Origin of the sequence: Pseudomonas sp. EggHat1 (assembly GCF_014892995.1) — a bacterium.
In the GTDB taxonomy this organism is placed as follows: domain Bacteria; phylum Pseudomonadota; class Gammaproteobacteria; order Pseudomonadales; family Pseudomonadaceae; genus Aquipseudomonas; species Aquipseudomonas chaetocerotis.
The window spans coordinates 57,430-74,798 of record NZ_JACKQK010000004.1; the positions used below are offsets into that span (position 1 = coordinate 57,430).

At 63.0% G+C, this 17,369-nt stretch carries 15 protein-coding genes; 1 reads left to right on the top strand and 14 read right to left on the bottom strand.

Features of this window, described 5'->3' with window-relative positions:
* Positions 1 to 17: 17 nt before the first annotated feature.
* Complete coding sequence (gene alaS, locus INS93_RS08590; RefSeq protein WP_192981049.1) at positions 18 to 2,642, bottom strand: alanine--tRNA ligase; 2,625 nt, start codon at positions 2,640 to 2,642, stop codon at positions 18 to 20.
* Positions 2,643 to 3,035: 393 nt separating this feature from the next.
* Here alaS and INS93_RS08595 point away from each other — a divergent pair, with 393 nt between their 5' ends.
* Entirely contained in the window at positions 3,036 to 3,512 is a 477-nt protein-coding gene (locus INS93_RS08595; protein WP_192981050.1) for a response regulator, read from the top strand.
* Here the strand turns inward: INS93_RS08595 and ltaE are convergent, their stop codons facing one another.
* From ltaE to INS93_RS08660, 13 genes are all read right to left on the bottom strand, one after another.
* Entirely contained in the window at positions 3,513 to 4,517 is a 1,005-nt protein-coding gene (gene ltaE / locus INS93_RS08600; RefSeq protein ID WP_192981051.1) for a low-specificity L-threonine aldolase, read from the bottom strand.
* A 153-nt stretch (positions 4,518 to 4,670) separates the two neighbouring features.
* Positions 4,671 to 5,684 carry a succinylglutamate desuccinylase gene (astE, locus tag INS93_RS08605; protein ID WP_192981052.1) on the bottom strand — a complete coding sequence of 338 codons (1,014 nt, stop codon included), beginning with the start codon at positions 5,682 to 5,684 and terminating at the stop codon, positions 4,671 to 4,673.
* A gap of 111 nt (positions 5,685 to 5,795) precedes the next feature.
* Entirely contained in the window at positions 5,796 to 6,074 is a 279-nt protein-coding gene (locus INS93_RS08610; RefSeq protein ID WP_003461883.1) for a hypothetical protein, read from the bottom strand.
* Positions 6,075 to 6,100: 26 nt separating this feature from the next.
* Positions 6,101 to 7,447 (bottom strand): N-succinylarginine dihydrolase, encoded by a 1,347-nt coding sequence (astB, locus tag INS93_RS08615; RefSeq protein ID WP_192981053.1) that lies wholly within the window; start codon positions 7,445 to 7,447, stop codon positions 6,101 to 6,103.
* A complete protein-coding gene (astD, locus tag INS93_RS08620; protein WP_192981054.1) occupies positions 7,447 to 8,910 on the bottom strand; it encodes a succinylglutamate-semialdehyde dehydrogenase in 1,464 nt (487 codons plus the stop codon). Before astD ends, astB begins: the two co-directional genes overlap by 1 nt.
* Before the next feature lie 62 nt (positions 8,911 to 8,972).
* Complete coding sequence (gene astA / locus INS93_RS08625) at positions 8,973 to 9,989, bottom strand: arginine N-succinyltransferase (RefSeq protein ID WP_160020301.1); 1,017 nt, start codon at positions 9,987 to 9,989, stop codon at positions 8,973 to 8,975.
* Positions 9,990 to 10,070: 81 nt separating this feature from the next.
* Positions 10,071 to 11,087, bottom strand: a complete 1,017-nt coding sequence (aruF, locus tag INS93_RS08630; protein WP_192981055.1) for an arginine/ornithine succinyltransferase subunit alpha — start codon at positions 11,085 to 11,087, stop codon at positions 10,071 to 10,073.
* 163 nt (positions 11,088 to 11,250) lie between these two features.
* A complete protein-coding gene (locus INS93_RS08635) occupies positions 11,251 to 12,471 on the bottom strand; it encodes an aspartate aminotransferase family protein (protein WP_160020303.1) in 1,221 nt (406 codons plus the stop codon).
* A 372-nt stretch (positions 12,472 to 12,843) separates the two neighbouring features.
* On the bottom strand, positions 12,844 to 13,824 hold the full coding sequence (gene argR / locus INS93_RS08640) for a transcriptional regulator ArgR (RefSeq protein WP_160020304.1): 981 nt from the start codon (positions 13,822 to 13,824) through the stop codon (positions 12,844 to 12,846).
* A 163-nt stretch (positions 13,825 to 13,987) separates the two neighbouring features.
* Complete coding sequence (locus INS93_RS08645) at positions 13,988 to 14,752, bottom strand: ABC transporter ATP-binding protein (protein WP_160020305.1); 765 nt, start codon at positions 14,750 to 14,752, stop codon at positions 13,988 to 13,990.
* Positions 14,753 to 14,780: 28 nt separating this feature from the next.
* Positions 14,781 to 15,479 carry an ABC transporter permease gene (locus INS93_RS08650; RefSeq protein ID WP_192981056.1) on the bottom strand — a complete coding sequence of 233 codons (699 nt, stop codon included), beginning with the start codon at positions 15,477 to 15,479 and terminating at the stop codon, positions 14,781 to 14,783.
* Complete coding sequence (locus INS93_RS08655) at positions 15,476 to 16,165, bottom strand: ABC transporter permease (RefSeq protein ID WP_169969742.1); 690 nt, start codon at positions 16,163 to 16,165, stop codon at positions 15,476 to 15,478. The genes INS93_RS08650 and INS93_RS08655 overlap by 4 nt, the downstream gene beginning before the upstream one ends.
* Positions 16,166 to 16,337: 172 nt before the next feature.
* Positions 16,338 to 17,111 (bottom strand): ABC transporter substrate-binding protein, encoded by a 774-nt coding sequence (locus INS93_RS08660; RefSeq protein ID WP_192981057.1) that lies wholly within the window; start codon positions 17,109 to 17,111, stop codon positions 16,338 to 16,340.
* Positions 17,112 to 17,369 lie beyond the last annotated feature (258 nt).

The following is a 17,369-nucleotide window of genomic DNA, read 5'->3' on the forward strand; positions in this document are numbered from 1 at the left end:
GGCCCCGCTCTCGCTCGTTACGAAGCCTGCTCGACCAAGGTAGCGGCCAAAGCCAGGGCTTCATCCAGTTTGCCGGCATCGACGCCGCCGCCCTGAGCCATGTCCGGGCGACCACCGCCCTTGCCACCCACGGCTGCAGCGGCCTGACGCATCAGGTCACCGGCCTTGACCCTGGCGGTCAGATCCTGGGTCACGCCGGCGACCAGCACCACCTTCTCGTCGAACACACCGCCGAGCAGGATCACAGCGCTGCCCAGCTTGTTCTTCAACTGGTCGACCAGTGCCAGCAGCGCCTTGCCGTCCAGACCATCGAGACGCGCAGCCAGCACCTTGGTACCCTTGACGTCCACGGCCGAACCGGCCAGGTCGTTGCCGGCAGCACTGGCGGCCTTGGCCTTGAGCTGCTCCAGCTCCTTTTCCAGCTGACGGTTGCGTTCGATCAGCGCCGATAGCTTGTCCAGCACATTATCGCGGCTGCCCTTGACCAGGGACGCGGCTTCCTTGAGCTGCTCCTCGGCACCGTTGAGCCAGGCCAGCGCTTGCGCGCCAGTGACCGCCTCGATACGACGCACGCCAGCGGCCACGCCGCCTTCGCTGGTGATCTTGAACAGGCCAATATCGCCGGTACGGGATACGTGAGTGCCACCGCACAGCTCGACGGAGAAGTCGCCGCCCATGCTAAGCACCCGCACCTGGTCGCCGTACTTCTCGCCGAACAGCGCCATGGCGCCCTTGGCCTTGGCGGTCTCGATATCGGTTTCCTCGGTCTCGACCTCGGAATTCTTGCGAATCTCGGCGTTGACGATGTCTTCCAACTGCTTCAGTTGCTCGGGCTTGATCGCCTCGAAGTGGCTGAAGTCGAAACGCAGGCGCTGACTGTCGACCAGCGAGCCTTTCTGCTGAACGTGATCGCCCAGCACCTGACGCAGCGCGGCATGCAGCAGATGGGTCGCGGAGTGGTTCAGCGCGGTCGCCTGGCGCACACCGGCTTCGACTTCGGCCTTGACGCTGGTGCCGACACTCAGACCGCCCTTGGCCACCACACCGTGGTGCAGGAAGGCGCCGCCGGCCTTGGTGGTGTCGCGCACATCGAAACGCACGCCAGCGCTTTCCAGGTAGCCGCAGTCGCCGACTTGACCACCGGATTCGGCGTAGAACGGGGTCTGATCCAGCACCACCACGCCCTCCTCGCCTTCGGCGAGGCTGTCGACGGCGCTGCCGGCCTTAAACAGGGCGATGATCTTGCCGCTGCCGCTGGTGCCTTCGTAGCCGAGGAAACGGGTGTCACTGTCGACCTTGACCAGGGCGTTGTAGTCCATGCCGAAGGCACTGGCGGAACGGGCGCGCTCGCGCTGTGCCTCCATTTCACGCTCGAAACCTTCCTCGTCCACCGACAGCTCGCGCTCGCGGGCGATATCGGCAGTCAGGTCCACCGGAAAACCGTAGGTGTCGTACAGCTTGAACACGATATCGCCAGGGATGACCGAGCCCTGCAGGCCGGCCAGATCCTGCTCGAGAATCTTCAGGCCCTGCTCCAGAGTCTTGGCGAACTGCTCTTCCTCGGTCTTCAGCACGCGCTCGATGTGCGCCTGCTGTTGCTTGAGTTCGGGGAAGGCTTCGCCCATCTCGGCCACCAGCGCGGCGACGATCTGGTAGAAGAAGCTGCCCTTGGCGCCCAGTTTGTTACCGTGGCGGCAAGCGCGACGCACGATGCGGCGCAGCACGTAGCCACGGCCTTCGTTGGACGGGGTCACACCGTCGGCGATCAGGAAGCTGCAGGAACGGATGTGATCCGCCACCACCTTCAGCGAGGCCTGGCCTTCATTGGCGCAGCCGACGGCCTTGGCCGAAGCGGCCAGCAGGTTCTGAAACAGGTCGATCTCGTAATTCGAGTTGACGTGCTGCAGCACGGCGCTGATGCGCTCCAGGCCCATGCCGGTATCCACACTCGGAGCCGGCAGCGGATGCAGAACACCGTCAGCAGTGCGGTTGAACTGCATGAACACGTTGTTCCAGATCTCGATGTAGCGGTCGCCATCTTCTTCCGGGCTGCCGGGTGGGCCGCCCCAGATGTGCTCGCCATGGTCGAAGAAAATCTCGGTGCACGGGCCGCACGGACCGGTATCACCCATCGCCCAGAAGTTGTCGGAGGCGTACGGCGCGCCCTTGTTGTCACCGATGCGGATCATGCGCTCGGCGGGAACACCGATTTCCTTGTTCCAGATCTCGAAGGCCTCGTCATCGGTGGCGTAGACGGTGACCCAGAGCTTTTCCTTGGGCAGGTTCAGCCACTTGTCGGAAGTCAGGAATTCCCAGGCGTAATGAATGGCATCGCGCTTGAAGTAGTCGCCGAAGCTGAAGTTGCCCAGCATTTCGAAGAAGGTGTGGTGACGCGCGGTGTAGCCGACGTTTTCCAGGTCGTTATGCTTGCCGCCGGCGCGCACGCACTTCTGGCTGGTGGTGGCGCGGGTGTAGGCGCGCTTTTCCAGGCCCAGGAAGCAGTCCTTGAACTGGTTCATGCCCGCGTTGGTGAACAGCAGGGTTGGGTCGTTCGCCGGAATCAGCGAGCTGGAAGCGACACGGGTGTGCCCTTTTTCTTCGAAGAAGCTCAGGAAGGCTTCACGGATTTCTGCGCTTTTCATAGGGATATCCACGGAGTCAGGCGGCCACGGCAAAAGCCGGCAAAGCAGACCACGCGAACAGGGCGAGCAAGGGCCAGGCAAGGTCAAACAGGAGAAAACGCGGTGTACAAGCTGTAAATGAGCATGTCGACCGAGCTGGCGAGCAGCCTGTTTTTGACGCCACATGACCGAGCGCAGCAGATTTCGCGCAGTCTGAAAGGGCCGCATTATATAGGGCCCACAGCCCGCGGCTAGTGCCTTTCTCGATAGTGCTGCCCTATCACCTGCAGAAAATCGAGCAAAGGACCATCGATACAATGGAAGCAGGAACCACGGGTTTTTCAGATACGTCTTATACAGCCCCTACCCTCCCATCTTTAGAGTGCCCGCAGCTGTCGTCAGTCGGGAGGCCCCATGCGCGCACTCAAGATACTTCTTCTCGAGCACAACCCCTACCAGTTGCTGGCCATGCATCAGCAGTTGAACGCTTGCGGGATCTACCAGGTCATGACCGCCGACGACACTGCGCAGGCCGCTGACCTGATGGCGCGCCGGGGCAGCCCGGACATCCTGATTAGCGACCTGCAGCCTGATGACGAAGCTCGCCTGGCTTGGCTCAAACAATTGAGCGAGCAACGCGCCTTCTACGCCCTGATCGTGCACGGCAACAGTCACCGCGCACAGCTCGAGCAAGCAACCCTGAAGGCCAGACAGGTTGGCATACAGGCGTTGGGCTTCCTGCAGAAACCCTCCGCTCCACCCGCCTTGCGCAGGCTGCTGGAATCCTACAAAGCGATATCCCTGCTGCTCCCGGTGGGCATCGAACCTCCCCATTACGGCGAGCTACAGAGCCCATCCACCAGCCTGTGCCTGCAGAACTTCCCGAGATGATCAGACGCCAGAAAACTCGGTAAAGGCCTGCACAACCTGCTCGATCTGCCCAGCCCCCACATCCAGATGGGTGACCAGGCGCAAGCGGGGCGCGGCCGTCACCGCGATACCGCGCTCGGCCATGAAGGCCTTGACCGTGCTGGCCCGCTCACCGAGCTGCACGTAGACCATGTTGGTCTGCACCGGCTCGACGCTGTAGCCCAGTTCGGTCAGAGCGCTGCCCAGGCGTACCGCGTTGGCATGATCCTCGGCCAGGCGCTCGACCTGATGCTGCAGCGCATACAAGCCTGCCGCCGCCAGCACACCAGCCTGACGCATACCACCACCGACCATCTTGCGCAGACGGCGCGCCCTGGCGATCAGCGCAGCGCTGCCGCAGAGCACGGAGCCAACGGGCGCACCGAGCCCCTTGGACAGGCACACCGAGACCGAATCGAAGTGCTGGGTGATCTCGCGCGCCGGAACACCGAGCTTGACCGCCGCGTTGTACAGGCGGGCGCCATCGAGGTGCAGGCTCAAGCCACGGCGACGAGTGAGTTCGCGGGCGGCAGCCAGGTAGTCGAGCGGCAGCACCTTGCCCTGCATGGTGTTTTCCAGCGCCAGCAGACGGGTACGGGCGAAGTGGAAATCGTCCTGCTTGATCGCCGCTTCGACCTTGGCCAGGTCCAGAGAACCATCGGCTTCGCCGTCGATCGGCTGAGGCTGGATGGAGCCGAGTACGGCCGCACCGCCGCCCTCGTACTTGTAGGTGTGCGCTTGCTGGCCGACGATGTATTCGTCACCCCGCTCGCAGTGGGCCATCAGGCCCAGCAGGTTGCTCATGGTGCCGGTGGGGACGAACAGCGCCGCCGCGAAGCCCAGCTCATTGGCCAACCAGACCTCCAGACGGTTTACCGTGGGGTCTTCGCCGTATACATCATCACCCAGCTCGGCAGCCATCATGGCTTCGCGCATGGCGGCGGTAGGTTGGGTGACGGTGTCGCTACGCAGGTCGATCAGGGGCATGACAGGCTTTCCCGGCAATTGGCGAAAGGCTCATGCTAAAGAGGTCGCACAGACGGTGAAAGATACAGTTGCGCGATAAAGCAACTTGCCGACACCGTAGCCCGGATGCAATCCGGGGAAAATGTGCCGGTCATCCCCGGATTGCATCCGGGACTACAGCAAGCCGGCACCGTCATCCGGGACGATCAGAATGGCTGCGCGCAGGCCGTTCTTGACCTTGGGATTGGGGAAGATGATCCGCGCCCCCTTCTCTTCCACTATCCAGCGGCTGTCGGCGATGTCTTCGGCGAGCAGGGAGCCAGGCTCCAGCTCGGTGAAGTTTTCGATGTCCTCCGGTAGGTGCAACTGGAAGCTGTCGCTGTGCTTGATGACCTCGCGTGATACCGAAAACAGCTGCAAGCCATCGAGCGTCGGCTCGCCGCTGATCACATCGCGCCCTTCGATCAGTGCGTGCAGCGCATGCTCCAGCAGATCGAGGTTGACCAACTCGTTCTGGCCGAAGGCACGTGCCTTGCCCAGCTCCAGGGTGAAGGCCTCGGCGCCGAGCTGCGCATAGGTGTAGGCGCTGAAGGTGATCGACGCCTTGTTCTGCAACAGCACCGCCTCGATACCGGCAGCGCGCAGGCGCTCCAGCTCGCGACGCGAGTGGGCGCGACCTTCCTGCCAGGGATAGAGGGCGAACTGCTCGATCTTCGAGCCGCGAATAGCCGTGTGCAGGTCGTAGTGCAGGCGAGTGCGACCCGTTTGCTTGCCGAAAAAGGTGGCGGCCAGATGCTCCAGGTCGCAGGCCCGAATGGCCTCGAAGCCACTGGATTGCTCGTGACGACCACTGAACAGGCGATTGAGGTCCTGCTCGATATAGCGCTCACCGTGGCGCATCGCCTCGGGATTGCCGAACAGAAAGAGAATACGCGCAGCCGGATGCAGCTCATTGCGCGCGATGCCACGCAGCAGACGATCGAGCAGCTCGATTGGCGCGGTTTCGTTGCCGTGGACACCGGCAGACAGCAGCAGGTCGAGGCCATTGTCGCGCGCTGCAGGCGGAGTCACCTCCAGCGCACCTTCGTCGAGCCAACGCAGACGCGTACCATCGGGCGTCAGTTGAATCTTCGCCGACGGCTCGTGGCCGGCCAGGGTCAGTTCAAGCAGTTTGCCGAGGGCAAGCATGGGGACTCCTTGGTTAGCAGCATTTTTGTAGGGTGGGCTTAAGCCCACCAACAGCGGCCAGCCTTGGTGGGCTGAAGCGGAGCGCCGCCCGGCACACCCTACAAGATTCAATCAGTGGTTGCAGTCCGGACCATGAACATGATCATCCTCATCGGCGATCATCGGCTCCATCTCCAGCTGCAGGCTCACCAGGTTGGTGGCCTGTGGACGCAACAGCAGGTTGACGTACTCGGTATCGCCCTCTTCCACATCGACACCGATCAGCAACTGATCGCCAACGGCCTGGACCCACAGCTCCTTGCCCTGCCAGACCACGGCAAAGCGGCTGCAGGAGGTTTCCAGTTGGGTACCGTCGTTGTCTTCAAGAATCAGTTGCAGCGCGTCGCTCATAAAATCTCCGGGAATCGAGGTCAGGTTCAGGCTATCTGGAAAGGATAGACCGAGCCCAGTTTAAGGATCTGCGTCAGTTCATCCAATGCCGTGCGGCATTCGGTCAGCAATTGCGGGTCGGCCAGATCGGCTTCGCTGAGGCGGTCGCGGTAATGCTTGTCGACCCAGGCCACCAGAGTGTCGTGTAGCGCATCGCTCATCAGCACGCCCGGATTTACCGCAGCCAACTCCTGCTCATTCAGCGCCACACGCAGGCGCAGGCAAGCCGGACCACCGCCGTTCTGCATGCTCTGCTTGAGGTCGAACACGCGCACCTCACGGATCGGACCGCCGCTGGCGGTCAGTTGCTCCAGGTAGCGCCAGACGCTGGCGTTGCTCTTGCACTCCTCCGGTACCACCAGCAGCATGCCGCCATCGGCGCGGGTCAGCAGTTGGCTGTTGAACAGATAGGAACGCACCGCATCCTGCACGCTGACGGCAGAAGCTGGCACGCAGATGGCCTGGAAGTTGCCGCCGCGCCGAGCCAGTTTTTCACCCAGTTCGGCCAGTACCTTGTCAGTACCCAGGAAGGCATCCTGGTGATAGAGCAACACCTCGCCATTGCCCACGGCGATCACGTCATTGTGGAACACGCCCTGATCGATCACTTCCGGATTCTGCTGGGCGAACACCACCCCGGCCTTGCCCAGGCCATGCAAGCGAGCCACCGCATGAGAGGCTTCCAGGGTCTGCCGCGCCGGGTAGCGCTGCGGGGCCGGATAGCGGCTGTCGAAAGCGCTGCGGCCGTAGACGAAGAACTCCACACCGGCGTCGCCGTACCCCTTGCAAAAGCGCGTGTGGTTGGCCGCACCCTCGTCGCCGAATTGGCTCACCGCCGGTAGCGCCGGGTGATGAGCGAAGTGCGCATCGCTGGCGAACATCGCCTGCAGCACGCGGCTGGTGGTGGGGTGCTCGATGCTGCGATGGAACTTGCAGTTGAGGTTGGCAGCGGTGAAATGCACGCGTCCATCGGCCGTGTCGGCGCTGGGGCTGACAGTGCAGGCATTGGCGGTCCACATGCTGGAGGCCGAACAGCTCGCAACCAATAAAGGCATGGCGCCCTTGGCAGCCTTGGCGATCACCTGCGCGTCGCTGCCGGTAAAGCCCAGGCTGCGCAACGCAGCGACGTCCGGACGCTCCTGCGGGGCCAGCACGCCCTGCTTGAAGCCCATGTCCATCAGCGCCTTCATCTTCGCCAGGCCCTGCTTGGCAGCCTCCTTGGGGCTCGACACGGCCTGACTGTTGCTCTGCGACGCGACGTTACCGTAGGACAATCCACCGTAGTTGTGAGTCGGCCCGACCAGGCCGTCGACATTCATTTCATAAGCGGTCATTACAGAATCACTCCCGGGGTCAGAGTCGCGGGTAAGGCCAGGCTTTCGCTCTCGAGCCCGGCCACCGGGTACGCGCAGTAATCCGCTGCATAATAGGCACTGGCGCGATGGTTGCCCGAAGCGCCGATACCACCGAAAGGCGCAGTGCTGGCGGCGCCAGTGAGCTGTTTGTTCCAGTTGACGATGCCGGCGCGGCTATGCAGCCAGAACTGCTCGAAGCGCGCACGTGAGTCGGACAGCAGGCCGGCGGCCAGGCCGTAAGCAGTGGCGTTGGCCTCGGCGATGGCAGCCTCGAAACTGTCGTAGCGGATCACCTGCAGCAACGGGCCGAAGAACTCCTCGTCAGGACGCTCGCCAACCGCTGTGACATCGAGAATGCCGGGCGTCAGTAGCGCGGCACCTTCCTGCGGCTGGGTCATCGCCAGCAATGCGGTGGCGCCGCCCGCCAGCAGGTCCTGCTGGGCCTGCATCAGTTGCGCGGCGGCCTGCAGGGAAATCACCGAGCCCATGAACGGCGCCGGCTGCTCGTCGAAGCGACCGACCTTGATCTGCCCGACGACCTGCACCAGACGCGCCAGCAGAGCGTCGCCCCACTCCCCTTGCGGCACCAGCAGGCGGCGCGCGCAGGTGCAGCGCTGGCCGGCAGAAATGAACGCGGACTGAACGATGGTGTACACGGCGGCATCGACGTCCGCGACCTGATCGACGATAAGCGGGTTGTTGCCGCCCATCTCCAGCGCCAGGATCTTGTCCGGGCGCCCGGCGAATTGGGCATGCAGCAGGTTGCCGGTGCGGCTGGAGCCGGTGAAGAACAGCCCGTCGATACCAGGATGGCCGGCCAGGGCGACACCGGTTTCGCGGCCGCCCTGCAGCAGGCTGAGCACGCCCTCGGGCAGCCCGGCCTCGATCCAGCATTGCACGGTCAACTCGGCTACCTTCGGCGTCAGCTCGCTGGGCTTGAACAGCACGCAGTTACCAGCCAACAGCGCCGGCACGATATGGCCGTTAGGCAAGTGGCCGGGAAAGTTGTAGGGACCGAACACCGCGACCACCCCATGCGGTTTGTGGCGCAACACCGCAGTGGCGTCGCCCAGCGGGCCGCTCTTCTCACCTGTGCGCTCGCGATAGCTCTGAATGGAAATGGCGACCTTGCCCACCATGCTGTTCACTTCGGTGGCAGCTTCCCACAATGGTTTGCCGGTCTCCTCGCCAATTGCCCGGGCCACTTCGTCGGCACGCGATTTCAGGCAGGCGGCGAAGCGCTCCAGCACGGCGATGCGGCCATCCAGCGAATGCGCGGCCCACAATGAGAAAGCGCCACGCGCAGAGGCAACGGCTGCATCGACCTGCGCAGCGGTAGCGCCCCGACCCTGCCAGAGCACGGCCTGGCTGACCGGGTCGAGCGATTGCAGCGACTCGCCCTGACCGGGCTGCCACTGACCTGCGATGTAATGAGTGTTCATTTTGTTTTACCACTCCCAGCATTTTCCAGCGGCCTGCTCGGGCCGCCGCGCAAAACCCTAACTCAGCCGTGCGCCGCCAGCGCCACGGCACGTACCTGATCACCAGCGGAAAGGCGCAGACGCTTGGCGGTCAGCGGATCGACCACCAGAGTGCCGGCCGCCAGGCGCGCAGGCGCAGCGGTGATGCGGCAGTCCTGGCGCTTACGGTTGTGTACCAGGAACGGTTTGGCGTCATCACCCGGCGTACCGATGGCCAGTACCAGGTTCTGGCTGCCCTGCACGGCACGAATCTTCGCGGTTTCCGCCTCGATGGCCGGACCTGCATCGAAGATGTCGACATAACCCTGATAGCTGAAGCCCTCGGCCTTGAGCATGGCCAGCGCTGGCTCGGTGTCCGGGTGCACACGGCCGATCACAGCGCGCGCATCCTCGGAAAGAAAGCAGGTATAGAGCGGAAACTTCGGCATCAGCTCGGCAATGAAGGCCTTGTTGCCGACGCCGGTGAGGTAGTCCGCCTGAGAGAACTCCATCTTGAAGAAATGCCGGCCGAGGCTCTCCCAGAATGGCGAGCGCCCACGCTCGTCGGACATGCCGCGCATCTCGGCGATCACCTTGTCGCCGAACAGCTCGCGAAACTCGGCGATGAACAGAAAGCGCGCCTTCGACAGCAAACGTCCGTTGAGGCCAGTGCGGTAATCGGCGTGCAGGAACAGCGAGCACAGTTCGGAGTTGCCGGTCAGGTCGTTGGCCATGAACAGCGTCGGCACCTGGCGATGGATATTCAACTCCTGCGAGGCGCTGACGGTCAGGCCCACACGGTAGTTGTACCAGGGCTCGCGCAGGCCGACGGCGCCGGCCACCGCAGAAATGCCCACCACTTTGCCGGCATCGTCTTCGAGCACGAACAGGTAGTCGGCGTCGGCCCGCTCGGCCTCGCCACGAAATGCCTTCTCCGCCCAGCCGACCCGGTGCGCCAGGCGCTCCTCGTTGGCCGGCAGCGTGGTCAGGCCGGCGCCGGTGCTGCGAGCCAGGTCGATCAGGGCCGGCAAGTCGGCACTGCGCACGGGACGAACAATCATAAAGCCTCCAGATTCCTCAAGAGCGCCGCCGGCACTCTCCTCTGCCCTTGAAGGGCGCCCACTCCAGCCGGAGAGAGCCTGTTAAACCGCTACCAACCTGACGCTGGCGCCTTCGCCGACACCCAGGGCCTCGGCCGCTTGTGCGCTGAGTACAACAGGCTTGCCCGGCACCCAGTCGAGGTCGGCGACGATGGCGCGGAAATCCTGCAACTGGCCGTTGCTCACCAGGTACTGGCGTCCGCCCACATCGGCCTCACCGATCTTCACCGGCACCAGGCGACTCTGCGCGATGCTGCGGATGCCCGAGGTGCGTGCATGCAGGGTCGGGCCACCGTCGAAGATGTCGATGTAGTGATCGGTCTCGAAGCCTTCGCGCATGAGGATGTCGAAGGTGATCTGCGCGCGCGGATGCACCTGCCCCATGGCCTCCTGCGCCTCGTCCGAGAGCAGCGGCACGTAGATGGGGTAATGCGGCATCAGCTCGGCGAGGAAGGTGCGGCTCTTGAGCCCGCACAGGCGCTCGGCCTCGGCGTAGGTCATGTCGAAGAAGTTGCGTCCCAGCGCGTCCCAGAACGGCGAATCACCGTTCTCGTCGCTGTGACCGACGATCTCCACCACCACGGCATCGGCGAAGCGCTCCGGGTGACCCGCCATGAACAGCAGGCGCCCGCGCGAATTGAGCTCGGCGAACACGCTGCTGACCAGCGGGCGCTCGACGTAGAAGCTGGTGAGCAGGCTGTTGCCGGTCAGGTCGTGACACAGCGACAGCACGTGAATCTTGTTGTGGATCTTCAGCTCACGCGAGTTGTGCACGAAGGTTTCGTTGCGAAAGCTGTAGAAGGGTTCGGAATAGCCCGCCGAGGCGACGATGCCGGAACAACCTACCAGGCGGCCGCTCTCGGTGTCCTCGAGGACGAAGAAGTAGCTTTCCTCGCCATTGAAACTGACCTCGGCGGCGAACGACGCATCCGAGGCGGCGATCTTGTCGCCCAGCCGGCCTGCATCGTCGGGCAACGAAGTGACACCCACCGGGCTGTCAGCAGCCAGTCGCTGCACTTCGGCCAGGTCCGCCATTTGCGCAGGGCGCATCACCAGCATGGGTCACTCCTTCTTAACAGGGTATTCGTAGCCCGGGTCGGGCAAACAGCCGTGGGAGGCGCTTTCGGCTCGGGCATCCTGCTTCGCTCTACCTCCTGCATCCATGCAGTCGCAGCGGCGATTGTCGCGGCCAAAGCCACTCCCACGGCAAGTCGGCAAAAACTCAGGCGGCCGTCAGTTTGCTCAGCGCACGCTCGAAACGCGCCAGGCCTTCGTCGATATCGGCCTCTTCGACCACCAGGCTCGGAGCGAAACGCACCACGTCCGGGCCTGCCTGCAGAATCATCAGGCCTTCGGCAGTGGCGGCATCGAGCACCTGCTTGGCCTTGCCCATCCACGCCTCGTTGAGTACACAGCCGAGCAGCAGGCCCATGCCACGCACCTGCTCGAACAGACCGTACTGCTTGCCCAAAGCCAGCAGGCGCGTCTTGAACTGCTCGCTCTTGGCCTTCACACCGTCCAGGGTCTGGCGGGTGTTGACGATATCCAGCACCGCCTCACCGACTGCACAGGCCAGCGGGTTGCCGCCGTAGGTGGTGCCGTGGGTGCCAGGCGAGAAATGCTTGGCCAGATCGGTGGTGGTGAGCATCGCCGCGATGGGGAAACCACCGCCCAGGCTCTTGGCGCTGGAGAGAATGTCCGGCACCACGCCGTAGTTCATGTAGGCGAACAGTTCGCCGGTACGGCCCATGCCGCTCTGCACCTCATCGAACACCAGCAGCGCGTTGTGTGCGTTGCACAGCTCGCGGGCGCCTTCCAGATAAGCCTTGTCCGCTGGCAGCACGCCGCCCTCGCCCTGCACGGGCTCCAGCACCACTGCGCAGGTCTTGTCGGAAATGGCGGCTTTCAGCGCGTCCAGATCGTTGTACGGAACATGGGTGATGCCCTGGATCTTCGGGCCGAAGCCGTCGGAGTACTTCGGCTGACCGCCGACGCTGACGGTGAACAGCGTGCGGCCATGAAAGCTGTTGGTGGCGGCGATGATCTCGTGCTTTTCCGGGCCGAAACGGTCATGGGCGACGCGACGGGCCAGCTTGAACGCCGCCTCGTTGGCCTCGGCACCGGAGTTGCAGAAGAACACACGCTCGGCAAAAGTCGCCTCGACCAGCTTCTTGCCCAGGCGCAGGGTTGGCTCGTTGGTGAAGACATTGGAGATGTGCCACAGGGTATTGGCCTGCTCGGTCAGCGCCGCGACCAGCGCCGGGTGGCAGTGGCCAAGCACGTTGACGGCGATGCCGCCGGCGAAGTCGATCAGCTCTCGACCGTTCTGGTCCCAGACTCGCGAACCCAGGCCGCGCACGGGGACGAAGGCAGCAGGGGCGTAGTTGGGGACCATGAACTGGTCGAAATCGGCGCGTTGCACCGCATCGTGCTGAACGGACATCAAAGCTCTCCTGATGAGAAATACCGGCCGTTGCAGGCGGCGAAGCGCCCGAAACGACAGGGAATGCAAGGATTGTAGGGACTGAATCGGGGCCGGCATTGTCGCCATGCGACAACTTCTTACAGCGCCACCCCAGGTTTTCCGCGGGTTTTCGTCCAAGCGACAGAAAGCGTCGGAAAGGCGCAGTTTAATCGCAGATCGCCGCCTGGAGCACGCCGCTGGAAAAATTCTCCGCAGGCTGACCGGTCGGTATCGAAAGTCCTGCTTGCGTAGCTCGGATGCAATCCGGGGCCGACAACAGATCGCCCCGGATTTCATCCGGGCTACCGCCAGCGCATACCGTGGGAGGGGCTTTAGCCGCGACCGCCCCGATCAACCACGCTCGACCGGCGTGGAGGTCAGCTCGAAGGGGCTGTTGCTGCGACGCTGGTTGCGATCATCGCGCGGCGTGGCGCCGAAGAAGTTGCGGTAGGCACTGGAGAAGTGCGGCCCCGAAGAGAAGCCGCAGGACAGGCCGATCTGGATGATCGACTTACTGGTCTGCATCAGCAGCTGCCGCGCCTTGTTCAGGCGCAGCTCCAGGTAATACTGGCTGGGCACGCGGTTGAGGTACTGCTTGAAGATGCGCTCCAACTGACGACGCGACACGCACACATGCTGGGCGATCTCGTCGGTGGTCAGCGGCTCCTCGATGTTGGCTTCCATCAGCAGCACGGCCTGGGTCAGCTTCGGATGGCTGGAGCCCAGGCGATTCTGCAGTGGAATACGCTGACGCTCACCGCCCTCGCGAATGCGCTCGACCACAAGTTCCTCGCTCACCGCACCGGCCAGTTCGGCGCCGTGATCGCGTGCCAGCACTGCCAGCAGCAGATCGAGCACCGCCAGGCCGCCACAGGCGGTCAGCCGATCACGATCCCAGTCGAACAGATGACTGGTGGCGATGACCTTAGGGAAGCGCTCGGAGAAATCGTCCTGCCAGCGCCAGTGCACTGCTGCGCGATAACCATCGAGCAAACCGAGCTGAGCCAGCGGATAGACCCCGGCAGACAGCCCGCCAATCACACAACCACTGCGCACCTGCTGCTTGAGCGCAGCCGCCAGACCGGCAGAAACCTGCGCCGGCGGCGCATCGGCCAACAGGAACAGCTTGTCCAGCCCCTCCAGATGCCCGGCCCAGGGCTCGCCCGGCAGACGCCAGTCACCGGCCGCCAGCGGCTCGGCCTGGAGGAACACCAGCTCGTACACCACTTCCGGATGCACGCGCTGGGCGACACGCAGGGCCTCCTCCGCCAGGGACAGGGTCAGGGCCTTGGTGCCGGGCCAGTATAAAAAGCCAATTCGATGGGGGGTCATGAAAGCCTGTTCACAGTTTGCTGCGCGTCGGGCCTGCTGCGTTAAAAACAGGCTCGGAATGCTCATGTACAAAAGTACACTCCGCTTCCTCGCCTGTTTTTGCCTTGCATGCCTCTAGCTCGCAAGACTTTGAACAGGCTTTGAGACGCAGTCTAGCTTCTTATTATTTGAGACTGCCGGAAAGGAACTGCTGCAGTCGCTCGGATTGCGGATTGGCCAGCACTTCCTTCGGGCAACCGCGCTCCTCGACCAGCCCCTTGTGCAGGAACACCAGTTGATTCGACACCTCGCGGGCAAAACCCATTTCGTGGGTCACCACCACCATGGTGCGACCTTCGGTGGCCAGGTCCTGCATCACCTTGAGCACTTCGCCGACCAGCTCGGGGTCGAGCGCCGAAGTGGGTTCGTCGAAGAGCATCACCTCCGGTTCCATGGCCAGAGCACGGGCTATTGCCACGCGCTGTTGCTCACCACCACTCATATGCGCGGGGTAGGCGTCCTTGCGGTGCGCAACGCCGACCTTGGCCAGGTAATGTTCCGCCTTGTCGCGGGCTTCGGCCTTGCTCATGCCGAGTACGTGCACCGGCGCTTCCATCACGTTCTCCAGGGCGCTCATGTGCGACCACAGGTTGAAGTGCTGGAACACCATGGCCAGGCGCGAGCGCATGCGCTGCAGCTGCTTGGCATCGGCGGCGCGCAGCGAACCGTCCTTGGCCGATACCAGCCTCAGCTCTTCATTGTTGAGCAGGATCTTGCCGGCATGCGGCTGCTCGAGCAGGTTCAGGCAGCGCAGGAAGGTGCTTTTGCCCGAGCCGCTGGAGCCGATGATGCTGATCACGTCGCCCGCCTTGGCCGCCATCGACACGCCCTTGATCACCTCATGGCTGCCGTAGCGTTTGTGCAGGTCCTGAACTTCGAGTTTGTACATGTTCGGGTTCTCTTGAATCGTCAAGGCATCAAGCCTTGCGCGGCGCCATGTAGGCCAGCCAGCGGCGCTCGGCCAGCTTGAACAGGCGCACCAGGATGAAGGTCAGCGCCAGGTAGAGCAGGCCGGCGGTGATGAAGGCTTCGAACGGCATGTAGTACTGCGCGCTGACGGTGCGCGCGGCACCCGTGATGTCGATCAGGGTCACGATCGAGGCCAGCGAGGTGGTGTGCAACATCATGATCACTTCGTTGCTGTACTGCGGCAGCGCACGGCGCAACGCCGACGGCAGCAGGATGCGCCGGTAGAGCTTGCTGCGCGACATGCCCATGGCCTTGGCCGCCTCGATCTCGCCGGGCGGCGTGGCCTTGAGGCTGCCGGCGAGGATTTCCGCCGTGTAGGCGCTGGTGTTGATGGCAAACGCCAGGCAAGCGCAGAAGGTGGCGCTGGAGAAATACGGCCACATGAAGCTGTCACGGATGAACTCGAACTGGGCCAGGCCGTAATAGATCAGGAACAGCTGTACCAGCATCGGCGTGCCGCGAATCACGTAGGTATAGAGCCAGGCCGGGAAGTTGACCCAAGGCGATTTAGACACCCGCATCAGCGCCAGAGGCAGCGCCAGGCTGAGGCCGAACGCCAGGGAGATCAGCAGGATTTTCAGGGTGACCAGCACGCCGCCCCAGTACAGCGGCAGGTTCTCCCAGATCATTTGATAGTCGAAGATCATAGGTCAGCCACCTTGGCACCCACCGAGTAGCGCTTCTCGAGAAAGCGCAGCGCCAGCAGCGAAACACTGGTCAGTACCAGGTACAGCCCCGCCACTGCCAGGTAGAAGGTGAACGGCTCACGCGTCGCGTCGGCCGCGCTCTTGGCCTTGAACATCATGTCCTGCAGGCCGACCACGGAAATCAGCGCGGTGGCCTTGGTCAGCACCAGCCAGTTGTTGGTGAAACCGGGAATGGCGAAACGGATCATCTGCGGCACGAGGATGCGAAAGAACACCTGCATCGCGCTCATGCCATAGGCTGCACCCGCTTCCGCCTGCCCCTTGGGGATCGCCATGAAGGCGCCACGGAAGGTTTCCGACAGGTAGGCGCCGAAGATGAAGCCCATGGTGAAGACGCCAGCGACGAAGGGATTGATGTCGATGTAGTCGTCATAGCCGAGCATCGGCGCGACACGGTTCACCATGTCCTGGCCGCCATAGAAGATCAGCAGGATCAGCACCAGGTCGGGAATGCCGCGAATCACCGTGGCGTAGGTATCGCCCAACGCCGCCAGCCAGCGGATCGGCGACAGACGAAAGGCCGCACCCAGCAGCCCGAGGAAGATCGCTACTGCCATCGACGTCAGCGCCAGAAGCAGAGTGAGCCAGGCACCATCGAGAATGGTCGAGCCGTAGCCTTGAAGCATGCGCTAATACCTCTCAGGCACCCCAGGCGCCGCCTAGCACAAAGAAAATTCATGTCGCTCACGCGACGGGCCGCAGGGTGAATACCAGCATGGGTATTCACCGACTCCGCAGAACCAAGAAAAAAGTGGCACAACCTCAGAAGGTTAGTGCCACTTCATCTGCCTGGGACGCTTACTCGCCGTAAACGTCGAAGTCGAAGTACTTGTCCTGCACTGCCTTGTACTTACCGTTGGCGCGAATGGCCAGGATGGCAGCACTGATCTTGTCGGCCAGCGCCTTGTCACCCTTGCGCACGGCAATGCCCTGGCCTTCGCCGAAGTACTTCACGTCAGTGAAGTCCGGGCCGGCGAACGCGAAGCCCTTGCCAGCGTCGGTCTTGAGGAAGCCGTCATCGATGTTCACCGAGTCGGCCAGGGTGGCATCCAGACGGCCGGACTGCATGTCCAGGAACACTTCGTTCTGCGAGCTGTAGCGCACGACTTCAGCGCCAGCCGGGGCGAAGATGTCGGTGGCGTAGCGGTCATACACGGACGAGCGCTGCACGCCGATCTTCTTGCCTTTCAGGTCGACCAGCGGGTCCTTGATCTCGGTACCGGCCTTCATCGCCAGCTTGGCCGGGGTGGCGTAGTACTTGCCAGTGAAGTCCACGGACTTCTTGCGGTCTTCGGTGATCGACATGGAAGACAGCACGGCGTCGAACTTGCGCACTTTCAGTGCCGGGATCAGGCCATCGAACTCCTGCTCGATCCACTTGCACTCGACCTTCATCTCTTCGCACAGGGCGTTGCCGATGTCGTAGTCGAAGCCGGCAATCTGGCCATCGGGAGTCTTGAATGCGAAGGGCGGGTAAGCCGCCTCGATGCCGATGCGCAGCGGCTTCTCGGCCATGGCCAGGGGCGACATCAGGGACAGCGCCAGGGCGCCGAGCAGTGCGATCTTCTTCATTCTTTGCTCCTTCGAATTGGGTATGACATCGAGGCAGTGAGGGGCCCGGGCCTTTTAAGGATTGTAGAAGGCGGTGCTGCGCTGTCGTGGTGGACGAGCGACACAGGGGCCTTGGCTGGGTGTGCGGCATTCTAGCGGCAGGCAATGAGGCGATATTTCCTCAATGCGACAACTAATTACAGAAGCACAGGAAGCGCCGGCGACAGATATTGACAGCCAGGCAAAGGAGTGATCAAGCGAAAAGGACAAACGGATACT